This window comes from Bradyrhizobium sp. URHC0002, assembly GCF_054059515.1.
The window spans coordinates 8409266-8433465 of the sequence record NZ_JBSSCF010000001.1 but is presented as its reverse complement, the minus strand read 5'-3'; the positions used below and the strand labels follow the sequence as shown (position 1 = coordinate 8433465).

Sequence of the window (24200 nt, the reverse complement as noted above, 5' to 3'; positions counted from 1 at the left end):
CCGCGCTCAGGCCAGATGGCAAGCCACGAAATGCCCGTCGCTGCCTTGCTTCAGTTCGGGCGCGCTTTCCCGGCAGCGCGGTTCGGCGATCGGGCAGCGGGTGTGAAAATGACAGCCGCGCGGCGGGTTCATCGGGCTCGGCACGTCACCTTGCAGGCGGATCCGCTTGCGCTTCACCTTCGGGTCCGGCACCGGCACGGCGGAGAGAAGCGCCTGGGTATAGGGATGCTGCGGATGGCGGTAGAGCTCGCTCGCGTCAGCCAGTTCGACGATGCGCCCGAGATACATCACCGCCACGCGGTCGGAAATATGCTCCACCACGGAGAGATCGTGGGCGACGAACAGATAGGTCAAGTTGAGTTCGGCCTGCAGGTCCTCCAACAGGTTGATCACCTGCGCCTGGATCGACACGTCGAGCGCGGAAACCGGCTCGTCGCACACGATGAACTTCGGCTCCACCGCGAGCGCACGCGCGATCACGATGCGCTGGCGCTGGCCGCCGGAAAATTCGTGCGGGTAGCGGCGCATGTGCTCCGCCTTCAATCCCACCTTGACGAGCAGGCTCGCCACGCGGTCGTCCCGCTCGCTTGCCGAGGAAGCGAGTTCGTGGATGGTGAAGGCTTCGCCAAGGATCGCGCCGACGGTCATGCGCGGATTGAGTGAGGCAAACGGGTCCTGGAACACGATCTGCATGTTGCGACGCATCGCGCGCAGGTCGCCGCCGGAAAGGCCAAGCATGTCCTGTCCGTCAAAGGCGATCTCGCCTTCGCTGGGTTCGATGAGGCGCAGCACGCAGCGCGCCGTGGTCGACTTGCCGCAACCGGACTCGCCGACCAGTCCGAGCGTTTCGCCGCGGTTGACCGCAAACGACACGCCGTCCACGGCGTGAACGCGCCCGACCTCGCGCGAAAGGAACCCGCCCTTGACGGCAAAATGCTTCTTCAGGCCGGTGACGCGCAGCAGGGGTTCGCTCATGCGCGCGCTCCCTGCGTCTCTCCGAGGTGACAAGCCATGCGATGACCCGGTGCTACCTCGCGCAGCACCGGTTCCTGTTCGGAGCATAGCGCGAAGGCGAAGCGGCAGCGCGGCGCGAAGCGGCAGCCGGGCGCGGGATCGATCAGGATCGGCACGCTGCCGCCGATGGTTTCGAGCCGGGTCTTGTGCCCGCTGTCGAGGTCGATGCGCGGGATCGAGCGGATTAACCCTTGCGTGTACGGATGGCGCGGGCTTTCGAACAGGCTGTCGACATCGGCCTCTTCCACCACCTTTCCGGCATACATGACGACGACGCGCTGCGCGGTCTCCGCCACGACGCCCATCGCATGGGTGATCAGCATGACGGCCATGCCGAAGCGATCCTTCATGTCCTGCAACAAATCGAGGATTTGCGCCTGGATGGTCACGTCGAGCGCGGTGGTCGGCTCGTCGGCGATGACAAGCTTGGGCTTGCAGGCCAGCGCCATGGCGATCATGACGCGCTGGCGCATGCCGCCCGAGAACTGGTGCGGGTAATCATGCACACGGCCTTCCGCATTGGGAATCTGCACCAGCTTCAGCATCTCGATTGTGCGGGCCAGCGCGTCCTTTTTCGACAGGCCCTCATGGCGGCGCAGGCTTTCGGCGATCTGCTCGCCGATCGACAGCACCGGGTTGAGCGAGGTCATCGGCTCCTGGAAGATGAAGCCGATCTGCTTGGCTCTGATATCGTCCAGTTCGTGGCTCGTGAGCGGCACGAGATCGCGGCCTTCGAACAGGATCTGGCCTTCGACGATGCGGCCCGGCGGCATCGCGATCAGCTTCAGGATCGACATCGCCGTGACGGTCTTGCCGCAGCCGGATTCTCCGACCACGCAGAGCGTCTCGCCCTTGTTGAGCACGATGTCGACGCCGTCGACCGCCCGTAGCATGCCGTCGTCGGTGGCAAAGTGAGTCTTCAGGCCCTTGATCTCGAGCAGCGGCGACATCAGATCACCCGCCTTGCATCGAGCGCGTCGCGCATGCCGTCGCCGATGAAATTGATCGCGACCACCGCGACGAAGATCGCGCCACCCGGAAACAGCGCCCAGTGGGCGGCGATGTCGAGAAAGTCCTTGGCGTCGTACAGTAGCCGGCCCCAGGTCGGAACGTCGGGCGGAAAGCCCAGGCCGAGAAAGGACAAGGTCGATTCCGCGATGATGGCGGCGGCGACGTCGATGGTGCCCGCGATGATCACCGGTCCCAGCGCGTTGGGCAGGATGTGGCGTACCACCTGCCGCAGCGGACTGGCGCCGAGCGCACGCGCAGCTTCGACAAAATCCTTTTCGCGCAGCGAGAGGAATTGTGCGCGCACCAGACGGGCGACCGGCATCCAGCGCAGGCCGCCGATGACCAGCACGATGAGAATGAAGATGCCGCCCTCGGGGCCGAAGGCGGCCTTCAGCCCGTCGCGGAACAGATAGATGAGAAGCAGCAGCAGCGGCAGTTGCGGCAGCGAGAGGAACAGGTCGGTCAGCCACATCAGCGCATGTCCGAGCGCGCCGCGCGACATGCCGGCGAGCGCGCCGATCAGCGTGCCGACGAGCACGGCGACCGCCATCGCGGCGAGGCCAACCGCGAGCGAGATGCGTCCGCCGTAGATCATGCGGGCGAGAAGATCCTGTCCGAGATCGTCGGTGCCGAAGGGGTGGGCCAGCGAAGGGCCTTCGAGGCGCGCGTTGAAATCGATGTCGTTGATGCTGACGCGCCAGACGAAGGGTCCGAACAGCACGGCTGCGATCAGGACGAGCAGCAGGACCGCGCTGACCACGGCGAGCTTGTGGCGGCGATAGCGCCGCCAGGTCTCGCGCCAGGGCGACCAGGCCGGCCGCCGCTCAGCGGAGGGAGATGCGAGGGTCAAGCCAGCCATAAAGGACATCCGCGATCAGGTTGAAGAGCACGACGAGACAGGCAAAGACGAAGGCCACGGCCATCACGACCGGCGTGTCGTTGGAGAGAATGGAGGAGATCAGGAGCGAGCCGATGCCCGGAATGCGAAAAATCTGCTCGGTGACGATGGCGCCGCCGAACACCGCAGGCATCTGCAGCGCCACCAGCGTGACGACCGGGATCATCGCGTTGCGCATCGCATGCTTGACGATCACCCTGGCCTGCCCGAGGCCCTTGGCGCGCGCGGTGGTGACGTAGTCGAGGCGGATCACGTCCAGCATGGCCGAGCGCACGAAACGCGTCATGGAGGCGGCCTGAAACAGCCCGAGCACCATCACCGGCATGATGGCTTGCCGAATCTGTTCGATCACCCAGCGGAAACCGGTCGCCTTGATGTCGGTGGTGTAGACGAAGGGCAGCCAGTCCAGCGTGATCGAAAACAGCAGGATGAACAGCAGACCAGTGAAGAAGGTCGGCAGCGAAAAGCCGATGAAGGCGAGCGTGTTCGCGATCTGGTCGAAGATCGAATAGGGCTTCGTCGCGGCATAGACGCCGACCGGTATCGCGATCACGAGCGCCAGCAGTTGCGCCGAGCCGATCACATAGAGCGTCGTCGGCAGGCGCTGCAGGATCAGCTTGTCGACGTTCATCCGGCTGACGAAGGAAAAGCCCCAGTCGCCCTGCAGCATGGCGGTGATCCAGTGCAGGTAACGGAGGTAGATCGGATCGTCGAGGCCGAACTTGGCCCGAAGTGCGGCCGCGACTTCGGGCGGCACGTTCGGGTTGGTCGCGAGTTCACTGAAGGGATCGCCAGGCGCTAGCGCCAGCACGATGAACAGAATGAGCGAGATGCCGAGCAGGCTCGGCACCGCGATCAGGAGACGACGCAGCACATACTGGCTCATGAGGGAAAAATCCCGTCGCGATTATCCTGTCGCCTCCCGGTACCAGTCGAACAGATTGTCGGTTTCGTTGGCCCAGCCGCTGACCACCGGGCGTAGCGAATTGGCGGCGGCTTCCACCTTCAGGCGGTGCATCACCGGGATAAAGGCGACGTCCTGCATCATGATGTCGTTGGCCTTGATGTAGAGGGCGGCACGCTTGACGAGGTCGGTCTCGGCCTCGGCGGCGTCGATCGCCGCGTCGTAGTCCTTGTTGACCCAGCGCGGAAAGTTGACGCCCTGCCACTTGTTCTCCTTGGTGGCGACGTTGCGCGAATGATAGCGGCGCATGTGCTGGGCCGGATCCGGCTGGCTCATCGGAATCTGGAACATCTCGAGGTCGGCGTAGAATTTTGCGTAGGTGTCGGGATTGGCGACGTCGGAGGAGAAGAACACCGAGGCGACCACCGATTTCAGCTCGACGTCGATGCCGGCCTTCTGGCAGGCCTGCTTGACGATGGCCTGGGTCTTCTGGCGTGGGCCATTGATCGCGGTCTGGTAGAGGAGCTTCAGCTTCTTGCCGTCCTTCTCGCGGATGCCGTCCGCGCCGACCTTCCAGCCGGCGTCCTCCAGCAGCTTGGACGCCTTCTCGATGCTGAATTCCCAGGTCGTGTTCTTCGAGACGAACTGCTCGGGGCCGTTGAGGAAATTGGGCGTGACGCGTCCGGCGCGGCCGTAGATCACCTTCTTGACGGCCTCGCGGTCGACCAGCATGGAGAGCGCCTTGCGCACCGCCGGATCGGAGAGCAGCGGATGCTTGGTCTTCATCGAGGAGCGCTCGCCGTCGACCTCGGTATTGGGATCGGTGAAGTTCAGCGCGATGAATTCGGTGTCGCCGCCGACCGCATAGACGGTCTTGCCCTTGCCGCCTTTTTCCAGACGCAGCAGGACATCGTCTTCCACCTGGATGTTCCAGCCGAAATCATACTCGCCGCTCTGGATCACGGCGCGCGCGGCCGAGACGGCATCGCCGCCGCCCTTCATCTCGAGCGAGTCGAAGTGGGGGCGGTTCGGCATGTGGTAATCGGGATTGAGCTCGCCGCGGATGAGATCGCCCGGCTTGAACTCGACGAATTTGTAGGGACCGGTGCCGACGGGGGAGAGGTTGTTCGGGGCCTCGCGGGACTTGGCGCCTTTATATTCCGCGAACAGGTGTTTCGGGATGATGGCGCCGGGGGCGCCGACAAAGGCATCGGCCCAGAATGGCGTCGGCTTCTTGAAGGTTATGCGGACGGTGAGGTCGTCGACCTTCTCGACTGATATGTCGCGGTGGACGCCGATGGTCACGGTGGCGGTGGCGGGATCGCGGGCGTATTCCCAGTTGAACACCACGTCGTCGGCGGTGAAGGGTTTGCCGTCGTGCCATTTGACGCCGGGCTTGAGCTTCCAGGTCACGGACATGCCGTCGGCGGCGAGGCCACCATTCTGGATCGAAGGAATTTCGGCGGCCAGAACCAGCTTCATGTTGCCGTCGGCATCCCAGCAGGCGAGCGGCTCATAGAACAGGCGCGAGCCGTCCTGGTCCTTGGTGCCGGTGGCGAAATGCGGATTGAGCAGGGTCGGCCCCTGCCACCACAGCAGCTTCAGCGCGCCGCCGCCGCCGCGCTTGGTCGGCTTGTAGACGGAGGGACCCTCGGCCAGCGCCACGCCGCCGATGGCCAGAAGCTGCGTCGCCATGGGCGCGGTGAGACCGACAGCCAGCATGCGCTGAACGAAGCCGCGGCGATCCATGCGCCCGTCCTTTACTTCGTCGATCATGGTCCGCAGTTCGTTGTCCAGCATCGTTGTCCCCGTGTCTGGTTCTGGTGTTTGTTGTGGTGCGCCGCCGGGCGGCAGCGTGAGATGTTTCGCTGGTAAGATGGCACACCAAATGCCCCGGAGGTCAACGCCTGCCTTGTCGACAATCAGCAGGATGGACGGGAGCTGTGATTTTTGCTTGGGCAGAAACACGCTGCGGCGCACATCGCTTTGGCAATCCGGCGGCCTCGGCGCGGCAAAAGCGCGCGGAATCGCGCTCTGCACTGCAAAAAATTTCGCCAGACCGGTCAGGCCAGGCGGTCAGATACGCGACATGTTCAGCGGCGGCGCGACGCTGTCGGGCAGCGGGCTGACATAGGGGGTACGGGTGGTGCGCTTGTTCAGGTCGGCCTTGGCGGCGGCGATCAGGTCTGGTTCCGTCAGCGCCCGGACGCCGAGACCTGCCATGGCCTTGGCGGCCTGCACCATGGCCTTGTGGGCGTGCGGACTCTTGCCCTGCGCCACCACCTGCCAGGTGTGGAACGGGGTGCCGATAGCAACCGTCGGGGCATGGACCTGAACGGTGGGCACGACCCAGCTCACGTCGCCGACGTCGGTCGAGCCGATCTGCGGGTTACGTTTGGCGTCCAGCGGGACGATGAAATCGGCCAGCGGCCGCTCGGTCGGCTCCATGCCGATCGAGTGATAGACGCTGGCGATATCCTTATCCGTCAGCGTGGCGCGGATTTTTGCGGCGAAATCCTTGTCGGTCTCGTCGAAATGTGGGGGACCGAGCTCTTCCATGATGCCATGGAGCGCCTGCTCGAGCGGGGTGTTCGGCAATATGTTGGAGACGGCGGAAATGATCTTCATCTCCACCTTGGTTTCGGTCATCAGCGCCGCGCCCTGCGCGATCTTGTGGACTCGTTCCACCAGTTCGTTCATGCCGGGCAGGTCGCGGTCGCGGATCGAATAGCGCACGCGGGCGTGGGCCTGCACCACGTTGGGGGCGATGCCGCCGGTATCGAGCAGGGCGTAATGGACGCGGGCGTCGCTCGGCATGTGCTCGCGCATGTAGTTGACGCCGACATTCATCAGCTCGACTGCATCCAGCGCGCTGCGGCCGAGATGCGGCGAGGCCGCGGCATGCGAGGTGCGCCCGGTGAAGATGAAGTCGGCGCGGGTGTTGGCGAGCGAAGGCGTCACCACGACTTCCCAGAAGCTGGACGGATGCCAGGTGATCGCGATGTCGGCTTCGTCGAAGGCGCCATCGCGCACCATAAAGGCCTTTGCCGCGCCGCCCTTCTTCCGCGGGGCAGCCGTAATAGCGCACGCGCCCCGGCATCTTGTGTTCGGCGAGCCAGTCCTTCACGGCCGTGGCCGCAAGCAGCGCGGCCGAACCGAGCAGGTTGTGACCGCAACCGTGCCCATGGCCTCCAGCCTCCAGCGGCCGAGGTTCGGCCACGCCGGCTTCCTGGCTGAGACCGGGCAGGGCGTCGTACTCGCCAAGGAAGGCGATCACGGGCCCGCCTTCGCCCCATTCACCCATCACGGCGGTGGGAATGCCTGCGACCTGTTCGGTGATGCGGAAACCCTGATGGCGCAGTTCGGCCAGATGTTCGGCGGACGAGCGCGCCTCGGTGTAGCAGACCTCGGGCATCGCCCAGACCCGGTCGGCCAAGGCCACGAAGCGCGGCTTGATGGTGTCGACGCCACGCCAGATGTTACTGCGGTTATCCATCTTACGATTTCCAATTCTGAAGGGCGATGTGAGCGGAGGAATTGTTATCAGCTTCGCCACATGACGCCAGCGCCCGGCGGACATTCAGCCATGCGGCGGGGGCGGGGCGCAAGTTGCGTCGCTACGCCGGCCCGAACACTGATGGGCCGGTCACACCCTCACGCCATGCGGTCGGAACAGCCGGCCCTTCTCCACCACCAGCACCACGGCGAGCGCGGCCAGCGTGCAGAGGAAGAAGCCGGTGGCGAACGGCAGCAGCGTGCCGTCGTAAGCCTGGCCGATGGTGACGCCGATGCCGATGCCGAGCAGCGTCGTGATCGAGCCGTACAGCGACGAGGCGGTGCCGGCGATATGGCCCTGCGGCTCCATCGCCAGCGCCGTGAAATTCCCGATCATCAGGCCGAAGGCAAACATCATCGATGCCGAGAGCGCCATGAACAGCGGCAAGGGCAGCATCTGCATTTTCGTCGCCACCAGCATGGTTGCGGCGACGGCCACGAAGGCGAGCAAGGCGCCATGCGAGATCACGCGCATGCCGAGACGGCCGACCAGGCGGGAGTTGATAAAGCCGGCGATGGCGGTGCCGATGGCGATGCAGGCAAAGGCCAGCGGAAAATAATGCCCGAGCTGGTAGATTTCAGTGAACACCTGCTGCGACGTAAACACGAAAGCGAACAGCGAACCCACGACGCCGCCGGCCGCGAGCGCATAGCCCAGCGTCTGGCGGTTGGTCACGGTCTGGCGGAAGGCGTCAAGCACCTCGCCGATGGCGAGCGATCTGCGCCGCTCCTCGGGCAGGGTCTCCGGCATGCGCAGCGCGCTCCAGATCAGCGCCACCACGCCATACAGCATCAGCACGATGAAAATGCCGCGCCACTCCGTCAGCAGCAGCACGACTTGCCCGAACGACGGTGCGACCACGGGTACGGCGATGAACACCATCATCGCCAGCGACACCACGCTTGCCATGCGACGGCCGGAATAGCAGTCGCGGACGATCGAGGTCGCGATCACGCGGGTGGCAGATGTGCCGAGGCCCTGCAGCGCCCGCGCCAGCAGCAGCGTCTCGAAGGAAGGTGCCGCGATGGCAAGCAGGCTGGCGATGCAATAGATCGTCATGCCGCCCAGCAGCAGCGGACGGCGGCCGAAACGGTCCGACAGCGGCCCCATCACGAACTGACCGACGCCGAAGCCGAGCAGGAAGATCGACAGCACCATCTGCGGCCGGTTGGCCGCCGTGATGTGGAACGTGGACGCGATGTTCGGCAGCGCCGGCAGCATCATGTCCATCGCGATCGGATTCAGCGCCATGATCGAGGCGATCACGATCACGAATTCCGGGAAGCCCATCGGGCGGTGGCCTGAAGCGGCCACGGCATTGGCACTGGTGTCGGACAACAAAAAAATCCTTTTGAAGGCGGCACCTTATGGACTTTGGTGCGATGCACAAATAACGTTTTCGGCATGGCAGATCGTCGGTGGGCGCGGCGCGACGCGGGTCGCGCCGGTCAGGCCGGAAGACCTGTTCGGGCAGCGGGCCCAAAGGCGTTGTTCTGGTGGGCGGCTTGCTCTATCCCCTACGCACGAAACAACGGCTTGATTGCTTTCGAACGGAGACCCTGTGTCGGGACAGACCTTGAAGATCGGCACGCGCAAGAGCGTGATGGCGCTGGCGCAGACGGAAGGGATCGCGCGGTTGTTGCGCGCGGCCGATCCCGCGCTCGACGTCGAGATCGTCAAGTTCGAAACCCGCGGCGACCAGGACCAGACCAGCAAACTGCTGCGCCACGGCGGCAAGGGCGGCGCCTTCGTCGCCGAAATTCGCGAGGCGATGCGCGCAGGCCATTTGCAGGCGGCGATGCATTCGCTGAAGGACGTTCCCGGCAATGAGGAGACGCCCGGCCTGATCATCGCGGCGACCCTGCCGCGCGACGCCGCCAACGACGCGCTGGTGCTGCGGCCGGGCCTTTCGCTCGATGCGTTTCGCGCTTCGCAAGGCAAGGGTTTCAAGATCGGCACCAATGCGGTGCGCCGCGCGGCCTATCTGCGCCGGCTGTTTCCGGAAGTGACGGTGATCCATTTCCGCGGTGCAGCCGATACCCGCGTGGCAAAACTCGACCGCGGCGACAAGCAGCGGCTTCCCGACGGCGGCGAGGTGGGTCCGGCGGACGCGCTTGTGATGGCGCGATCGGGGCTCGAGCGCATCGGGATGACGTCGCGCATCGTCCATGACTTCTCGGTTCGTGAAATGCTGCCGGCGGTAGGGCAGGGCATCGTCGCGGTCGAATGCGTCGAGAACGACTGGCTGACGCGCGTGCGGCTGGCAAAGATCGAGGACGCCGCGTCACGCCTCTGCGCTGAGGCCGAACGCGAGGTGCTGTGGGTATTGAACGGCCATTGCAACTCGCCGATCGCCGGCCACGCCACGCTGGCGGGCAACGAGATGACGCTGACGGCCGCGGTGCTGGATGAAACCGGCGATCGCTTCATCGAGGTGTCGCGGCAGGGGGTGGCAGATCGCCCCCGCGAACTCGGCCGCGCGGTGGGGCTGGAGTTGTTGGACAAAGGTGCGGCCGAGATCATCGCGCGCACACGGCCGGACGAGCACTAGACTCGGACGCGTACCCATAAATCAGGCTTGTCCGATATGCGCCGATACCGGACCAAATTCTGCATCGCACCGGAACGACGATAGGTGCCAAAGCGGTCGTCCGGTGCGCTGACCGCACGACGGGTGAAAGCGGGTTAGGTCGTCGCCGCGCGGAACAGGCGCCATTCGTCGGGCACGCCTTTGAGAACGTGACGGCCGCGCTCTTCAAACGCTAATCCTGAGCCTGCCACGAGGTCGCGAACCGTCTGTGAGACCAGAACTTCACCCGGGGCAGCTAACGCCGCCACACGCGCGCCAATATGCACGGCAATGCCAACAATATCGTGAGCGACGAATTCGCACTCGCCGGTGTGCAAACCGCAACGTACCTTCAGCTCAAGCGGACGCACCGCATCGCCAATTGCGCGCGCGCAACGCACGGCGCGCGCAGGCCCGTCGAACGTAGCAAGGAAACCGTCGCCGGTGGTGTTGATTTCCCGCCCGCGATACTGGCCGAGCACGCCCCGAACTTTGGCATAGAACGCATCGAGCAGCACGTGCCAGGCGCCGTCACCGAGCGCGGCGGCGCGTTCCGTAGATCCCGCAATGTCGACAAACAGCACAGTCGCAAGCACCCTATCTGGCTCCGCTGCTTGCCGTTGCCCCGTGACGAACTCTTCAACCTCATCAAGAATCTGGTGCTGATTGCCAAACCAGACCACATGGTCCTGGCCGCCTAGCTCAATCAGCTTGGCGCAAGGAATCTGCTGCACCATGTAGCGCGCATGCTTTACGTCAATGACACGCTCATCGGTGCGATGTAAGATCAAGGTCGGTACACGCGTGACGGGCAGTATATCTCTGACGTCGATCTCCCGGTTCATGCGCATGATCGCAGATGCCGCGCCTGGGCTTGCTGAAGCCCTGAAGTAGGCGGCGATTTGCTCAAGTGCGTCCTTATCGCCGGCAAGGCTGGGCACCCACATCCGCAAACTCATTGCATCTGTCGTGCCCCAGTGGTGCTCAATGTCATCGAGGAAAGCGCTCCACTGCGCATCGGTCCACGCGAATGTGTAGTCAGGCGCCCACGAGCGTCGCGCATAGGTGCCGCAAAGCACCAGGGCCGACGTGCGCTCGGGATAGGTCGCTGCATAGAGCAGCGACATCGGACCGCCCTCGGACACGCCAAACAAGGTGGCCCGCTGGGAACCAACCTGGTCCAGCACCGCCTGCACGTCGTGCATCCGCTGTTCAAGCGTGAAGATCTGAGAACCGCGATCGGACATTCCGGTGCCGCGCTTGTCGAATATGATGACCCGCGCAAACGTTGCAAGCCTGCGAAAGAAGGAGGCGCGCGCAGGCGATTGCCAGAGCGCTTCAACGTTGGAGACAAAACCCGGGACGAATAGCAGGTCGCGCGGACCGTCGCCAATCACCTGATAGGCAATATGGACGTCGTCACTCTTGACGTAGTGAGTGGCCGGGATGTCCGCCATGTTGGCCTACGCGCGCGTCACGAAACTGCGCGGCCCGAGTGTCGCACCTTATTCCGTGTCAGGCCAGCGAAATTCGGTCGAAAATCCCTCAGCGATTGGGGGAAACCGATGGCGACGTCACGTTCGGCCGCGATATTCGCTTCGGTCATTCGATCCAGCGGCAAGTCCAGCCATGTCCGCGGTGACGCCGAGCCGAAGTCAACTGAAAACGTCGGCGGTCGCGCTACGGGCCGTTGTGGGGCGCATCTGTATCATTCGCTCGCGTGAAAAGTCAGCTCGGCGATGCGACGGTCGGCGCGGCGGAGCCGCCGGCACAGTTCGCGGTTGATGTTCTGCATCACGATCACGTAGGCGTGGATGTCGGCCTTGTAGAACGTGTAGAGGTTTTTGGCCGTGAGCTCGTACAGCACGGTTTCGGACTCCGCGACGACGGTGGCGGACCGGTTCTGCATTTCGATCAGCGTCATTTCGCCGAAGAAATCGCCGGGCTCGAGATCCGTCATTCGAATTGAACGCCCGGAATCGCCGAGCATGCTCACCACTAGGTGGCCCGCGTGAACAATGAACATCGAGCGCCCCGGTTCGCCTTCCGCGACGATCGTGGCGCCGGCGTCGAAGCGACGCTCGGCCAGCATTGAGACCAGGAGATCGAGGCTTGCGTCGGAGAGCCCACCGAAGAAAGGCGTGGCGAGCAGGAATGCTTTCAGATCGGGCGAGCTGACAGCCATCGATGCAATATACTCCCGCTCCGGGTAGCGGCAAGTTCGCAAACCATCTTTCCCGTCCGGGCGTTTGCCGTTATCTTCCAAGGATCGGCAGAAGCGAGGGGGACACGCCGGCGTTACGCGTCAGTTCTGGTAGCCGTGTTGGTCGCAACCGTGGCGCTTCTCTCGCTGCCGGCGCACGCCGGTGAGCGTTACCTTGTCTCCCCCGAAGAAATCAGCATCGGTCCACCGCCCGCGCGCTACACTTGGATTCCATTCCGCTGCGGCGAGGGGTCTGCGGATAATTTCTATCACGGCGCCTGGTATGCCGGGCAGCCGACCGCGCTTTATCGTGGCCGCGCCTACCGACCGTATTAATCGATACACCGCCTATCGCGCGGTGCCGCGGACCTATCTCTGCTCGGAGTGACTGAGCGAGCTCGCTACAGCCACAAAATCTGCTTCCGATATTCGAGATCGGTCAGCAGCGGCTGCGCCGGTCCCTCATGGAACACCGCGCCGCGCTCCAGCGCGAAGACGCGGTCGGCGAGTGCCAGCACGAGATCGAGATTGTGCTCGACGATCACGATGGAGATGTGCTGCCGGAGCCGGTCGAACACCTTGAACAGGTCGAGGATCACGGTCGGCGCCAGTCCCTCGAAGGGCTCGTCGAGCAACAGCAGCTTGACATTGCCTGACATCGCCCGCGCGACCGCCACCATCTGCTGCTCGCCGCCGGAGAGATAATCGGCAGCTACGTCCATGCGTTCGCGCAACCGCGGAAAATAGTCGAGGACCTGCGCTTCATCCCACACCACGCCGTTGCTGCCGTCGGTCTTGCGCGCCAGCCGGCCGAGCGAGAGATTTTCTCGAACCGTCATGCCGGCGAACAGACCGCGGCCCTGCGGCACATAGCCGATGCCGGCGCGCGCAATATCGGGCGCGGGCAGGCGCGAGATATCAAGGCCGGCATATTCGATGCTGCCCGACGACAGCGGCACGAGGCCTGCGAGCGTCTTCAACAGCGTCGACTTGCCGGCGCCGTTGCGGCCGAGCAGGGCGACGATCTCGCCCTCGCGCACGTCGAGCGTGGCGTCGTGCAGGATGTGGCTCTTGCCATAAAAAGTGTTGACGCGCTCGAAGCGCAGGACCGGCGCTGCACCCACCTTCGCGTAATCGCTGCTGAGATGCTCGACCTCGGGCACGCCGGTGCCGGTATAGACCTCCTGCACCCTGCGGTCGGCGCGCACGGCCTCCGGCGTGCCGGTCATCAGCACCTCGCCCTGGTTCATCACGGTGACGGTGCGGGAGAAGCCGAGCACGCGGTCGATGTCATGCTCGACAATCAGGACCGGAATGTTGGCGGCGATGTTCTTGACGAGGTTCGAGACGCGCTCGCGCTCGGCGGCGGCAAGACCCGCCAGCGGCTCGTCCAGCAGCAGCACCTGCGGCTTGGAGCCGAGCGCGATGCCGAGATCGACCAGCCGCTGCCCGCCATAGGAGAGTTCGCCGCCCTCGATGGTCTCGATGCCTTCGAGGCCAAGGAATTTTAGCAGCTCCGCGGTCTCGGCGTGGATATCCCTGTAGTGATCGATGTCGCGCCAGAGGTTGAAGCGTCCGGCGTTCTGCGCCTGCAGCGACAGGCGGAGGTTTTCGTAGATCGACAGCCCCTTGAACAGATTGGTGATCTGGAACGAGCGCGCCAGCCCCTGGTGGCAGATCGCCTCCGACGGCACGCCCTGGATCTCGCGGCCATTGAGCTTGATGGTGCCGCCGTCGGCCGGATTGAGGCCAGAGACCAGATTGAACAGCGTGGTTTTTCCCGCGCCGTTCGGCCCGATCAAGGCATGGATTTCGCCGGCGCCGACTTGCAGGCTCGCATCGGTCACCGCGCGAATGCCGCCAAAAGTCTTCGAGACGCCGCGTACGTCGAGCACGATGCCGTCGAGCCCTTTCGGCAGCAGGAAGGCCGGCAGCGGCAGACCTTCGTAGATTTTCCGGCGGCTCATCGCTGCGGCTTCTTCCGGCGGCGGCCACCAGCGTTTTGACAGCGTCGCCCAGATGCCGACAAGGCCGCCCGGCGAATACAGCACGAAGGCGACGAAGATCAGGCCGAACCACAACAGCCAGTTCGATGTCCAGATCGAAAACAACTCACGGAACAGGATGAAGAACAGCGCGCCGATCGCCGGCCCCAGCATGCTGCGCATGCCGCCGATCACGACGATCGCGAGCAGTTCGCCGGAGAAGGGAACGGAGACCGCCTCGGCGGAGACGAGATAGTTCTGGAAGCCGATCAGCCCGCCGGCAAACCCGGTGATGACCGCCGAGATCACGAAGACGCCGAGCTTATAGCGCTCGACTGGATAGCCCTGAAACGTGGCGCGCAACTGGTTCTCGCGGATCGCCATCAGCACATGCCCGAACGGCGAGCGCACCAGCCGCAGCAACAGATAAAGCACGCCGAGGCACAGCGCGGAGACGACGATGTAATAGTTCAGCGCGTTGTCGAGGCTGAACGGGCCGATGCTGCCGCGCTTCAGCCCGCCGAGGCCGTCCTCGCCGCCGGTGACGGCGGTCCAGCGGAACGCGATGGTGTAGGCCAGCGCCGACAGCGCCAGCGTCAGCAGCGAGAAATAGACGCCGCGCCGGCGCAGGATGATGAAGCCGACGAAGGTCGCGATGACGGCGACGACGATGGCCGCCAGCAGCAGCGGCAGGAAGATGTCACCCCCGAACCAGTTGCGCTGGATCAGCCCGGCCGCATAGGCGCCGATGCCGAACCAGGCGCCGTGGCCGAACGAAACGAGGCCGGTATAGCCGATGCAGAGGTTGAGCCCCATCGCGGCAATGGCGAGCGCCACCACCATGGTTCCAGTATTGAGCGAGAGGCCGAGCAGATAGAGGCCGAACGGCAGCGCGATGACGGCAAGCGCGGCAAGCCATAGCGGGCGGTATTTTTCGGCGGTGCTTGTCATTCGAACTTCTCGATCCGTTCGCCAAGCAGCCCGCGCGGGCGCACCAGCAGCACCAAAAACATCAGCACGTAGATTGAGGCTTCACCCGCGGCCGGCGCGAAATGGATGGTGATGCCGCGGACAACGCCAACCAGCATCGCCGCCAGCACCACGCCCCAAAAGCTGCCAAGGCCGCCGATGACGACGACAACAAAGGCGACCGTGATGATCTCGGCGCCCATGGCGGGATGCACGATCGTGATCGGCGCAAAGAACGCGCCGCCGAGCGCGGCCATGCCGACGCCGAGCATGACGATCGCGGTCATGTAGGGCTGCAGGCGAATGCCGAGTGCGGCGACCATGTCCGGCCGCTGGATGCCGGCGCGCACCACGCGGCCGAACGAGGTCTTGTGCAGCAGCAGCCAGACGCCGACGAGGACCGCAGCGACGACGGCGAGGATCAGCAGGCGATAGCGCGAGAACAGGAAGTCGCCGAGAAATACTGAGCCGCGAAACGCCTGCGGTATCGCAGCCGATATCGGCGGCGCGCCCCAGATGATCCGGATCGCCTGTTCGGTGACCATGGCGAGCCCGAACGTCACCAAAAGGCTCAGGATTGGATCGGCGTCGTAGAAGCGGCGCAGGATGAAGCGCTCGAACAGAATACCGAGCAGTGCCACCGCGACAGGCGACAGCACTATCGCCGGACCGAAGCCGAGATACTTTGTGATCTCGACGGAGATGTAGGCGCCGAGCGCGTAGAACGCGCCATGCGCGAGATTGACGATGCCGCCGACGCTGAAGATCAGCGACAGGCCGAGCGCGATCAGGAGGTAATAGCCCCCGAGCACCAGGCCATTCACCACCTGCTCCAGCAGAAATCCGAACTGCATGTGCGATCCGCGAGGATAAAAAGGGACGGCGCCGGCTTTTTAGTGCCGGCGCCGCAACGCCAGTGGCCCGACGCCCGTATCGGGCTTTTATGCCTTCATGTTGCAGGGATTTTGCGTCTTCGTCGGGTAGATCGATTCAAGTTCGGCGCCCGCGGTCGGCACGGCGTCGCCGAGCACGAGCATGTCCCACTTGTCCTTCATCTCGTTCTTCGGTTTTACCGTGAACGGATAAGCTTCCTGCACGAGTTGATGGTCCCAGGAGCGGAAATAGGCCTTGCGGCCCTTCATGATGTCGAACTGCGTCTGCTTTTCGAAATAGCCGATCAGCGCGTCGCTTTCGATCGACTTGGTCTCGGTGATCGCCTGCGCGATCATTTTCAGCGTGATGTATTCGATCCAGGCGTGGTTTTCCGGCGGCTTGCCGTGCTTCCTGGTGAAGGCCTCGACGAAAGCCTTCGAGGCCGGATTGTCCAGCGTGTGATACCAGACCGTCGGCCAGGTGCCGCTCAGATTGCCTTCGCCCATGGCCCAGGCGTCTCCGGTGTTGAGGTTGAAGCCGACCAGCGGGTAGGGGAGGCCGAACTCGGCATATTGCTTGACGAGGTTGGTGACCTGGTTGCCGGCGAGGTTGCAGCACACGACATCGGGCTTGGCCTGCCGGACCTTCAGCAGATACGGGCTGAAGTCGGTGACATCGGTCGCGATCAATTCGTCGCCGATCAGCGTGGCGTCGTTGGCGCTGAAGAAGGCCTTTGCGGCTTTCAGGAGGTCGTGGCCGAAAATATAGTCCGCGGTCAGCGTGACAAACTTCTTGCCCTTCACCATGCCCTTCTGGTTGAGCGCAGTGCCGACGGCGTTGACCATCACGGTATTGGGGATGTCGCAGTGGAAGGAGTGGCGGTTGCAATCCTTGCCGCGCAGGGCGTCCGAACGGGCGCCGGTGGAGAAGAACACCTTCTTGTTGCGCTCGGCGACCTGCATGATGGTTAGCGACGAGGCGGAAGAGATTTCACCGAACAGCAGCACCGCGCCGTCCTGCTCGATCATGCGCTGCGCCTTGGTAGATGCAGTCGCGGGATTGACCGAGTCTTCCGACATCAGGTCGATCTGTTTGCCCATGATGCCGCCGGATGCGTTGATCTCCTCGGCCGCCATCTTCACGCCGAGTTGGGCGTAGCTGCCGATTGCGCCGAGGAAGCCGGTCAGCGGCACCAGATGGCCGATCTTTATTCGTGCGGCCTGTGCGCTGAGGATGGCCGGGGATCCGATCGCGGAGGCGCCGGCAAAGGCGGCGCCGGCCTTCAACAGGGTACGTCGGCTGTAGCGGGTCATCACTGTCTCCTCCCGGGATACGTCGCGACGTTCTCTCTTCCGTTCCCGCTTATGCGACAATGTGAGAGACGTTCTTTTATTGTTGTAAGATATTTCCGAACGCAGTGGCTCCTGTCAACGCCAAATGCGTCGCAGCCGCGTTCAAGCCGTTTGGAGAGGACTTAGCCGGATCGGATCAGGAGGATTTGGCGAGATCCCGCGCGCCGAATTCGGCCGACAGCCGGCCGGCGGCCGATTGCACCAGCTTGGCGCGGCTCTGCAGCACCTGGTCGGTCATGCGCCAGATCGGGCCGGAGATGCCGAGCGCGCCGATCACTTCGCCGGTGAAATTATAGACCGGCACCGCGACGCAGCGGACTTCCGCGTTGAATTCACCGTCGTCGAAGGCGATCGCACTGCGGCGGATTTCGGCGATATCGCGCAGCAGCACGGCGGGGTCGGTGATCGATTTTTTCGTCGACGGTTTCAGCTCGACCCGTTCGAGGAAGCGCTTCAGCTGATCGGGGCGCAGTGAGGCCAGCATGATCTTGCCGAGCGCGGTGCAATGCGCCGGCCGCACTACGCCGACGCGGTCGGTCAATTGAAATGCGCCGGGCCCGCTGGTGCGGGCAATTACGACCACCGCGTCGCCCATGCGCACGGCAAAATGGCCGCTTTCGCCACTTTCGCGCGACAGGTCTTCGAGGACCGGCGTCGCCAGATTGACCATCTCGATTTCGTCGAGCGCGCTGGCCGCCAGCGCAAACAGCGGCCGGCCAACACGATAGCGTTTTGAATCGCGCTCCTGCCTGAGATAGCCGAGCGAGACCAGCGTCTTGGCGAGGTGGAAGGTGGTGGAATTATGCAGGCCCACCAGCTTGCTGAGGTCCGCTAAGCCAATGCCTTCTCGGTGACGCGCGACTTCCTCGATGATCGAAAAGGCGCGGCCCAGCGACTGCACGCCGCCGCGCGCGCGCTCCTCGGCCTCGTCGTCGATGTTGGGTTCGCTGCTTGGCACCAGTCTTGCGATCGAAATTTTGCCGGTCGAAACCTTGCGCGGCGTTGCCTGCTTTTCGCTCGTCGTCGGCTTGGTGCGCGGTTTCACGGAATCAGCTCTCCAGGTGGGCGGGGCGAACTCTATCAGGCCGTCTCCGCCCGGCAACAGCGCCGCGCATCGCGCGAGGCGCCGACAGCAACATACCACAATAGCAATTGACGTACAGTATTATGAGAAATACGTTCGGACCCGCCGCCGGCCGCGCAAGCAAGACGCGGAGGCGAATTCGTTGAGCTGCAGGGAGAGAGTTAAATCGATGTCGCGTAACATGCTCAACGGCGCCCAGGTCATCGTCGACTATCTGATCCAGGAGAAGGTGCCGCAGGTGTTCGGCCTGTGCGGCCACGGCAACATCCAGTTCATCGACGCGCTGTACGAGCGCTCGTCCGACATCAAGACCATCTCGGTGCATCACGAGAGCGTCGCCGGCTTCATGGCCGACGTTTACTACCGCGTCTCGGGACGGCCGACGGCGACGTTCACATCCTGCGGGCCCGGCTCGGCCAACCTACCGATCTCGCTCGCCAATGCCTTCCTCGATTCCGTGCCGTTCCTGGCGGTGACCGGCAACGTGCCGACCAGCCAGTTCAACCGCGGCGCATTCCAGGAAATGTACCGGCATTATCAGGCCGATTTTCCCTCCACCGTGCGCACGATGTGCAAGAAGGTGTTTCAGCCGACGCGCGGCGAGATGGTGCCGCTGGCGGTGCGGCAGGCCTGGAAGACCATGACGACCGGCCGGCCCGGCCCCGTCGTGCTCGACGTGCCCTTCGACGTGTTCATGGAGTCGGCGGCGGAAGAGGCGCCGAACGCGCAAGCCTGGAACGCCAACATATCGAGCCGCTGCGGCGCCGACCCGGAAGGCGTGGTGAAAGCCGTCGACATGCTGCTGTCAGCCGAGCGGCCGACGATCATCGTAGGGCAAGGCGTGCGCTACGGTGGCGCGGCGGAAGAATTGCTGAAACTTGCCGAGCGGCTGCAGATTCCGGTCGCGGCTTCCGCCAGCGGCCTCGGTGCGATCAATTGCAACCATCCGCTGGCGCTGGGCCTTGTCGCGCGCGCCGGGCACTATCAGGCCAACCACGCGACGCGTCAGGCCGATGTGCTGCTGGCGATGGGGATGCGGTTCGACGACCGCACGTCGAGCTCATGGATCCCCGGCTATTCCTTCACCATTCCGCCGACACGGCTGATCCATGTCGACATCGATCCCGAGGAGATCGGCCGCAATTATCCCGTAGCGCTCGGCCTGATGGCCGACGTCCGCACCTTCCTGCGGCAGGTGCATGCCGAACTCGACCGCCGCGCTGATCTGTCGAAGAAGGCCGACGCCCGCAAAAAATGGCTGGCGCAGATCGATACCTACCGGAAAGAATGGGACAAGTTCGTAGCCCCCGGATTCTCCGACGACACCATGCCGATCAATCCGCAGCGCGCCGCGCTCGAAATCGACAAGGCGCTGCCTGATAATGCGATCCTCGTCAGCGATATCGGCGTGCATCACAACTGGCTGCTCGGTTTCTGCAAGCCGAAGCGGCCGGATTCGCTGATCGGATCGATGGGGTTCGGCCCGATGGGCTTTGGGGTTGCCGGCGTGATGGGGGCGAAATTCGCCGCGCCCGACCGGCCGTGCGTGTCGGTGTGCGGCGACGGCGCGTTCTTCATGCACGCCAACGTGCTGGGAACGGCGGTCGAATACAATCTGCCCGTGGTGTGGGTGGTGTGGAACAATTACGCCTATGCCTCGATCCGCGGGCTGCAGCGCGGCTATCTCGGTGGCCGGGAACTGGCGACCGATTTCCACGATCCCAACACCGGCGAGCGCTACAATCCGGATTTCGCCGCGATGGCGCGTTCCTGCGGCGTCGAAGGCGTGCGCGTCGATCGCGCCGGTGATCTCGGCGAGGCCATTCGCAAGGGCATCGCGGCGAACAAGCCCTATCTGATCGATGTCGATATCGCCGCCGATATCAATCCGGTCGGCGCGGGGGTGTGGGAATTGCCCGGGCTCGGCCAGAGCAAGGCCGGCATCGGCACGCGCTATCAGCCCGCCTGATTCATTTCGCGAGGAAATCTTAATGTTGCTTGCAGGCAAGAAAGTTGTCGTCGTCGGTGGTTCTTCCGGCATAGGTCTGGCAACCGCCGAGATGGCGAAGCGCGAGGGCGCTGAAATCATCATCGCATCCCGAAACGTCGAGCGGCTCGACAATGCGGCCGAGACGCTGAATGCGATCGCGATTCCAACCGACGTCACCAGCGACGACAGCGTCGCAAAACTGTTCCAGCGTTGCGGCCCCGTCGACCATGTCGTGGTCACGGCGGCGCAGCTTCGCACCGGTCCGTTCAAGACGGTGGCGATGGAAGATGTGCGGGGAACGATGGAGGGGAAATTCTGGGGCGCATGGCGCGTCGCGCAGCAGGCGCAAATCCGCGCCGGCGGTTCGCTGACCCTGGTCTCGGGTTTCCTCAGCGTTCGTCCGCGGCCGAATTCGGCTATTGTCAGCGCCGCCAACGGTGCGCTGGAATCGCTGGCCCGCGCGCTGGCGCTCGAACTCGCGCCGGTGCGCGTCAACGCGGTCTCGCCCGGCGTGATCGATACCCCGATCCGCGCGGCGATGCCGGAGGAGGCGCGGCGCGATATGCTGGCAAAAGCTGCGGCATCATTGCCGGTCGGCCGCGTCGGCCTCGGTGAGGATATCGCGCGGCAAATCCTCGGTTTCATGGCGAACGGATTTGCCACCGGATCGATCGTCTATATCGATGGCGGGGCGCTGGTGATCTGATGGCAGAGGAGGCCATCATGGCTTCAGAAAACAACGGCGCCTTCATCCGCAACATCGCCGAAGTGCCGTGGCGGGAATTCCCCAATCACTTCGGCGGCGCGCTGTCGAAACCGCTTGTGATGCCTGAGACCGCGGGCTCCCGTCACATCGACTACCGGATTTCGATGTACCAGCCGATGGCGCATGTCGCGCGTCACAAGCATCGCGTGCAGGAGCAGATCTATCACGTGCTCGAAGGCGAGGGGCTGATGGAGATTGCTGGCAAGAACCATGTGGTGCGCAAGCACGACTTCATCTTCCTGCCGCCGGGCGTCGAACACGCGATCTCGAATTCGGGGCTGGTCGATCTGGTGTTCCTGGTGATCACCTCGCCGGTGACGGATGACGAAAAGCCGGTGTGAAGCGCCGGTCGACTATGCCTTCGCCGATCCCAACAGCACCACGCCCCCAATCAGGATCGCGCAGCCGACCACCCGCCATGCCGTGACCCGCTCGCCGAGGATCAGCATGCCGAACAGCGCACCGACCATCATCGACATTTCGCGCGCGGGCGCGACCAGGCTGAGCGGCGCGCCCATCTCGATGGCTGACAGCACGAGGATGTAGGACAGCGGCGACAGCGCGCCGACCCCGAACGCGAGCAGCCAGTAGCCCTTCATCTTCGCTTTGGCGCGAGGCAGGTTCGACAGAACGATCGGCAGCATGATGAAGAAGCGCACCAAATTGGTGACCCAGTCGAGCACGACCGGGTGAATCCCGAGCATCTTGACGCCATATCCGTCGACGACCGTGTAGCCGGCGATCAGCGAGCCGGTCGCCGTCCCCCAGCGCACGCCGTCGAGGCCGCGCGGGCGGCGGAATGCGGAAAGATCGCCCTGCGTGGTAATGAAGCCGATCCCGATGACGACGGCGAGCAGCCCGAAGATGCCCTGCGCGGTCGGCGTCTCGCGCAGCAGGATGAACGCGCCGATCGACGACAGCATCGGCCCGGTGCCGCGCGCGATCGGATAGACCACCGAGAGGTCGGCGACCTGATAGCCGCGCTGCAGGCAAAGGCTGTAGGCCAGATGAATGCAGGCGCTCAGCACGAGGCAGGCGGCGACGGGCAGGCTCCAGTGCAGGTCACCGTAGACCAGCAGCCAGATCATCCATGGCAAATAGACGAGACAGGCGAACATATTGTAGGCGAAGACAAAGGTCGGGCCGGCGTCAGCCGCGCGCTTCGAAAGCAAATTCCACGTGGCGTGAATAAAGGCGGCGAGGACAACGAGCGTAAGCGAGAGTAGCGACATGAGACCTCCGTGCCATCAGGCGCGAACAAGATCTCGACATCTCCTCCTCTGGGCTTTTGTCCCTCGGGTGCAGCCGCGTGCTACCGCGGTTTCCGCAACGCTCGGACCGGCAATGGCGGTCTCGCCATCCGGAACCCTAGTTGCCACTCAGTCGATGGAACCCTGATATCCAAGGGAATCAGGTGCGGTCAATCCGGAACTTATGCTGCAGGCGCGCAATGCCGCGGTCAGGCCGCCAGATCCTGCAACAGCAGCGACGAGCCGCGAATCAGTACCTTGCGTCCCTTCGCGGTGATGGCGGGCGCATCGCCGTTCATGGTGGCAAGTTCCAGCGTGATCAGGCCGTCGATGGTGTAGCGGCTCATGCGCGGCAGCTTTGATGCCGGCGTCCGCAAGGCTTTCAAGGTTTCCCACTGGGACGGCGTCAGTTCGTAGTCGAATTCTTCGTTCATGGTGCCTCGGCATTCGTGCAGCGCTTGCCACAATTCTTGTGGCGCGTAATAGCGAGCGCACGTGAAATTCGTGCGACCACAACGAGTCGGTATTTCGACAAGCGACGATGTCGCTGTCACATCATCGTGTCACTGGAATCGATTGAATATGTCGAATCACACAGATGGCCGAATTAAAAACGCCGGCGCAAATTTGCGTGAATACGGGGCGCGTCAAAAAGACCGCCCAATCGCCGCAACCCTTAAGAGAAAGTTACTAACCAAAGGTAAACGTGGGGGTAGGGGGAATAAGCTGTTTCGCCCGCCAGCAGACCTCATCCTGAGGAGCGCGGAACGCGCGTCTCGAAGGATGAATGGCAGGAACCGGGCCTTCATGGTTCGAGACGGCGCTTTCGCGCCTCCTCACCATGAGGGTTTGACAGCTGCCGTAGGGTGGGCAAAGCGAAGCGTGCCCACCATCTTTTTACGCCGAGAGAATGGTGGGCACGGCGCGGTGCGCCTTTGCCCACCCTACAAATCTCGCGCTTCCGGACGAGCGAATCTATCCCCGCCGCACGCTCGATCCGCCGTCGACCGGCAACGTCACGCCGGTAATGAAGCTCGCTTCATCGGATGCCAGAAACAGCGCGGCGTTGGCGACGTCCCAGCCGGTGCCCATCTTGTGGCGCAGCGGCACTTTGGCGTCGCGCTCGGCCTCGACCTCGGCGCGGCTCTTCTTGAACTCGCGCGCGCGGGTATCGACCGCCATCGGCGTGTTCATCAGGCCGGGCAGGATGACGTTGGCGCGGATGCCATATTGCGCATTCTGGTAGGCGAGCTGTTCGGTGAAGGCGATCATCGCCGACTTGGTCGCCTTGTAGGCGACATAGGGATAGGTGGTGATCGCGGCCATCGACGAGATATTGATGATTACGCCGCTCTTCTGCGCCCGCATGATCGGGATGACATGCTTGGCGGCCAAGACGCAGCTCTTCAGGTTGATCGCCACGCAGCGGTCGAACGCTTCCTCTGATATGTCGAGCAGCTCGGCGTCGCCACCGGACAGGCTGACGCCGACATTATTGTGCAGGATATCGATGCGGCCCCAGCGTCCTTTCGCATCCTCCACCATCGCCTTGAGGTCGGCATTTTTGGTGACGTCGGTCTTGAATGCCGCCGCGATGCCTTCCCTGGCGGCGATCAGATCTACCGTCTCCTGGGCAGAGGCCAGATTGTGATCGACGCACAACACCTTGGCGCCCTCGCGCGCGAAGGTCAGCGCGGTGGCCCGGCCATTGCCGATGCCTTCGCCGGGGCTCTGTCCGGCGCCGACGACGATGGCGACACGATCTTTCAGGCGCAT

At 63.8% G+C, this 24200-nt stretch carries 19 protein-coding genes and 1 pseudogene; 4 read left to right on the top strand and 16 right to left on the bottom strand.

Going from position 1 to position 24200, the window contains the following annotated elements; all coding sequences use genetic code 11:
* Positions 1–6: 6 nt before the first annotated feature.
* From ACVWVY_RS40685 to ACVWVY_RS40655, 7 genes and pseudogenes are all read right to left on the bottom strand, one after another.
* Complete coding sequence (locus ACVWVY_RS40685; RefSeq protein WP_456631650.1) at positions 7–975, bottom strand: ABC transporter ATP-binding protein; 969 nt, start codon at positions 973–975, stop codon at positions 7–9.
* A complete protein-coding gene (locus ACVWVY_RS40680; RefSeq protein ID WP_456631649.1) occupies positions 972–1964 on the bottom strand; it encodes an ABC transporter ATP-binding protein in 993 nt (330 codons plus the stop codon). Before ACVWVY_RS40680 ends, ACVWVY_RS40685 begins: the two co-directional genes overlap by 4 nt.
* Complete coding sequence (locus ACVWVY_RS40675) at positions 1964–2884, bottom strand: ABC transporter permease (RefSeq protein ID WP_456631648.1); 921 nt, start codon at positions 2882–2884, stop codon at positions 1964–1966. Before ACVWVY_RS40675 ends, ACVWVY_RS40680 begins: the two co-directional genes overlap by 1 nt.
* Entirely contained in the window at positions 2850–3809 is a 960-nt protein-coding gene (locus tag ACVWVY_RS40670) for an ABC transporter permease (RefSeq protein ID WP_456631647.1), read from the bottom strand. Before ACVWVY_RS40670 ends, ACVWVY_RS40675 begins: the two co-directional genes overlap by 35 nt.
* A 21-nt stretch (positions 3810–3830) precedes the next feature.
* Positions 3831–5627 (bottom strand): peptide ABC transporter substrate-binding protein, encoded by a 1797-nt coding sequence (locus tag ACVWVY_RS40665; protein WP_456631646.1) that lies wholly within the window; start codon positions 5625–5627, stop codon positions 3831–3833.
* A gap of 276 nt (positions 5628–5903) precedes the next feature.
* A pseudogene (locus ACVWVY_RS40660) lies at positions 5904–7323 on the bottom strand (M20 family metallopeptidase).
* 150 nt (positions 7324–7473) lie between these two features.
* A complete protein-coding gene (locus ACVWVY_RS40655) occupies positions 7474–8673 on the bottom strand; it encodes a multidrug effflux MFS transporter (protein WP_456632449.1) in 1200 nt (399 codons plus the stop codon).
* Between the two features lie 286 nt (positions 8674–8959).
* Between ACVWVY_RS40655 and hemC the strand changes: the two genes are divergently transcribed.
* Positions 8960–9934, top strand: coding sequence for a hydroxymethylbilane synthase (hemC, locus tag ACVWVY_RS40650; protein ID WP_456632448.1), 975 nt, complete (start codon positions 8960–8962; stop codon positions 9932–9934).
* A 134-nt stretch (positions 9935–10068) separates the two neighbouring features.
* Here the strand turns inward: hemC and ACVWVY_RS40645 are convergent, their stop codons facing one another.
* The 6 genes from ACVWVY_RS40645 to ACVWVY_RS40620 all read right to left on the bottom strand — a co-directional run bounded on the left by ACVWVY_RS40645 (position 10069) and on the right by ACVWVY_RS40620 (position 18379).
* Positions 10069–11409 carry an adenylate/guanylate cyclase domain-containing protein gene (locus ACVWVY_RS40645; protein WP_456631645.1) on the bottom strand — a complete coding sequence of 447 codons (1341 nt, stop codon included), beginning with the start codon at positions 11407–11409 and terminating at the stop codon, positions 10069–10071.
* Between the two features lie 251 nt (positions 11410–11660).
* Positions 11661–12137 (bottom strand): cyclic nucleotide-binding domain-containing protein, encoded by a 477-nt coding sequence (locus ACVWVY_RS40640; RefSeq protein ID WP_456632447.1) that lies wholly within the window; start codon positions 12135–12137, stop codon positions 11661–11663.
* 419 nt (positions 12138–12556) lie between these two features.
* Positions 12557–15091 (bottom strand): branched-chain amino acid ABC transporter ATP-binding protein/permease, encoded by a 2535-nt coding sequence (locus ACVWVY_RS40635; RefSeq protein WP_456631644.1) that lies wholly within the window; start codon positions 15089–15091, stop codon positions 12557–12559.
* Positions 15088–15963: a branched-chain amino acid ABC transporter permease gene (locus tag ACVWVY_RS40630; RefSeq protein WP_456631643.1), complete on the bottom strand. Its 876-nt coding sequence runs from the start codon at positions 15961–15963 to the stop codon at positions 15088–15090. Before ACVWVY_RS40630 ends, ACVWVY_RS40635 begins: the two co-directional genes overlap by 4 nt.
* An 87-nt stretch (positions 15964–16050) precedes the next feature.
* The gene (locus ACVWVY_RS40625) at positions 16051–17295 is read right to left on the bottom strand and encodes an ABC transporter substrate-binding protein (protein WP_456631642.1); all 1245 of its coding nucleotides are present in this window, start codon (positions 17293–17295) and stop codon (positions 16051–16053) included.
* Positions 17296–17470: 175 nt separating this feature from the next.
* Positions 17471–18379, bottom strand: coding sequence for an IclR family transcriptional regulator (locus ACVWVY_RS40620; RefSeq protein ID WP_456631641.1), 909 nt, complete (start codon positions 18377–18379; stop codon positions 17471–17473).
* A gap of 208 nt (positions 18380–18587) precedes the next feature.
* Here ACVWVY_RS40620 and ACVWVY_RS40615 point away from each other — a divergent pair, with 208 nt between their 5' ends.
* The 3 genes from ACVWVY_RS40615 to ACVWVY_RS40605 are packed head-to-tail and all read left to right on the top strand — an operon-like array spanning position 18588 to position 21515.
* Complete coding sequence (locus ACVWVY_RS40615) at positions 18588–20387, top strand: thiamine pyrophosphate-binding protein (protein ID WP_456631640.1); 1800 nt, start codon at positions 18588–18590, stop codon at positions 20385–20387.
* Positions 20388–20409: 22 nt separating this feature from the next.
* Complete coding sequence (locus ACVWVY_RS40610) at positions 20410–21114, top strand: SDR family oxidoreductase (RefSeq protein ID WP_456631639.1); 705 nt, start codon at positions 20410–20412, stop codon at positions 21112–21114.
* Between the two features lie 17 nt (positions 21115–21131).
* Entirely contained in the window at positions 21132–21515 is a 384-nt protein-coding gene (locus ACVWVY_RS40605) for a cupin domain-containing protein (RefSeq protein ID WP_247520110.1), read from the top strand.
* Positions 21516–21527: 12 nt separating this feature from the next.
* Here ACVWVY_RS40605 and ACVWVY_RS40600 read toward each other — a convergent pair whose 3' ends face one another.
* The 3 genes from ACVWVY_RS40600 to ACVWVY_RS40590 all read right to left on the bottom strand — a co-directional run bounded on the left by ACVWVY_RS40600 (position 21528) and on the right by ACVWVY_RS40590 (position 24200).
* Positions 21528–22406 carry a DMT family transporter gene (locus ACVWVY_RS40600; RefSeq protein WP_456631638.1) on the bottom strand — a complete coding sequence of 293 codons (879 nt, stop codon included), beginning with the start codon at positions 22404–22406 and terminating at the stop codon, positions 21528–21530.
* A gap of 227 nt (positions 22407–22633) precedes the next feature.
* Complete coding sequence (locus tag ACVWVY_RS40595; RefSeq protein ID WP_456631637.1) at positions 22634–22858, bottom strand: hypothetical protein; 225 nt, start codon at positions 22856–22858, stop codon at positions 22634–22636.
* Positions 22859–23399: 541 nt separating this feature from the next.
* On the bottom strand, positions 23400–24200 hold the full coding sequence (locus ACVWVY_RS40590; protein ID WP_456631636.1) for an SDR family NAD(P)-dependent oxidoreductase: 801 nt from the start codon (positions 24198–24200) through the stop codon (positions 23400–23402).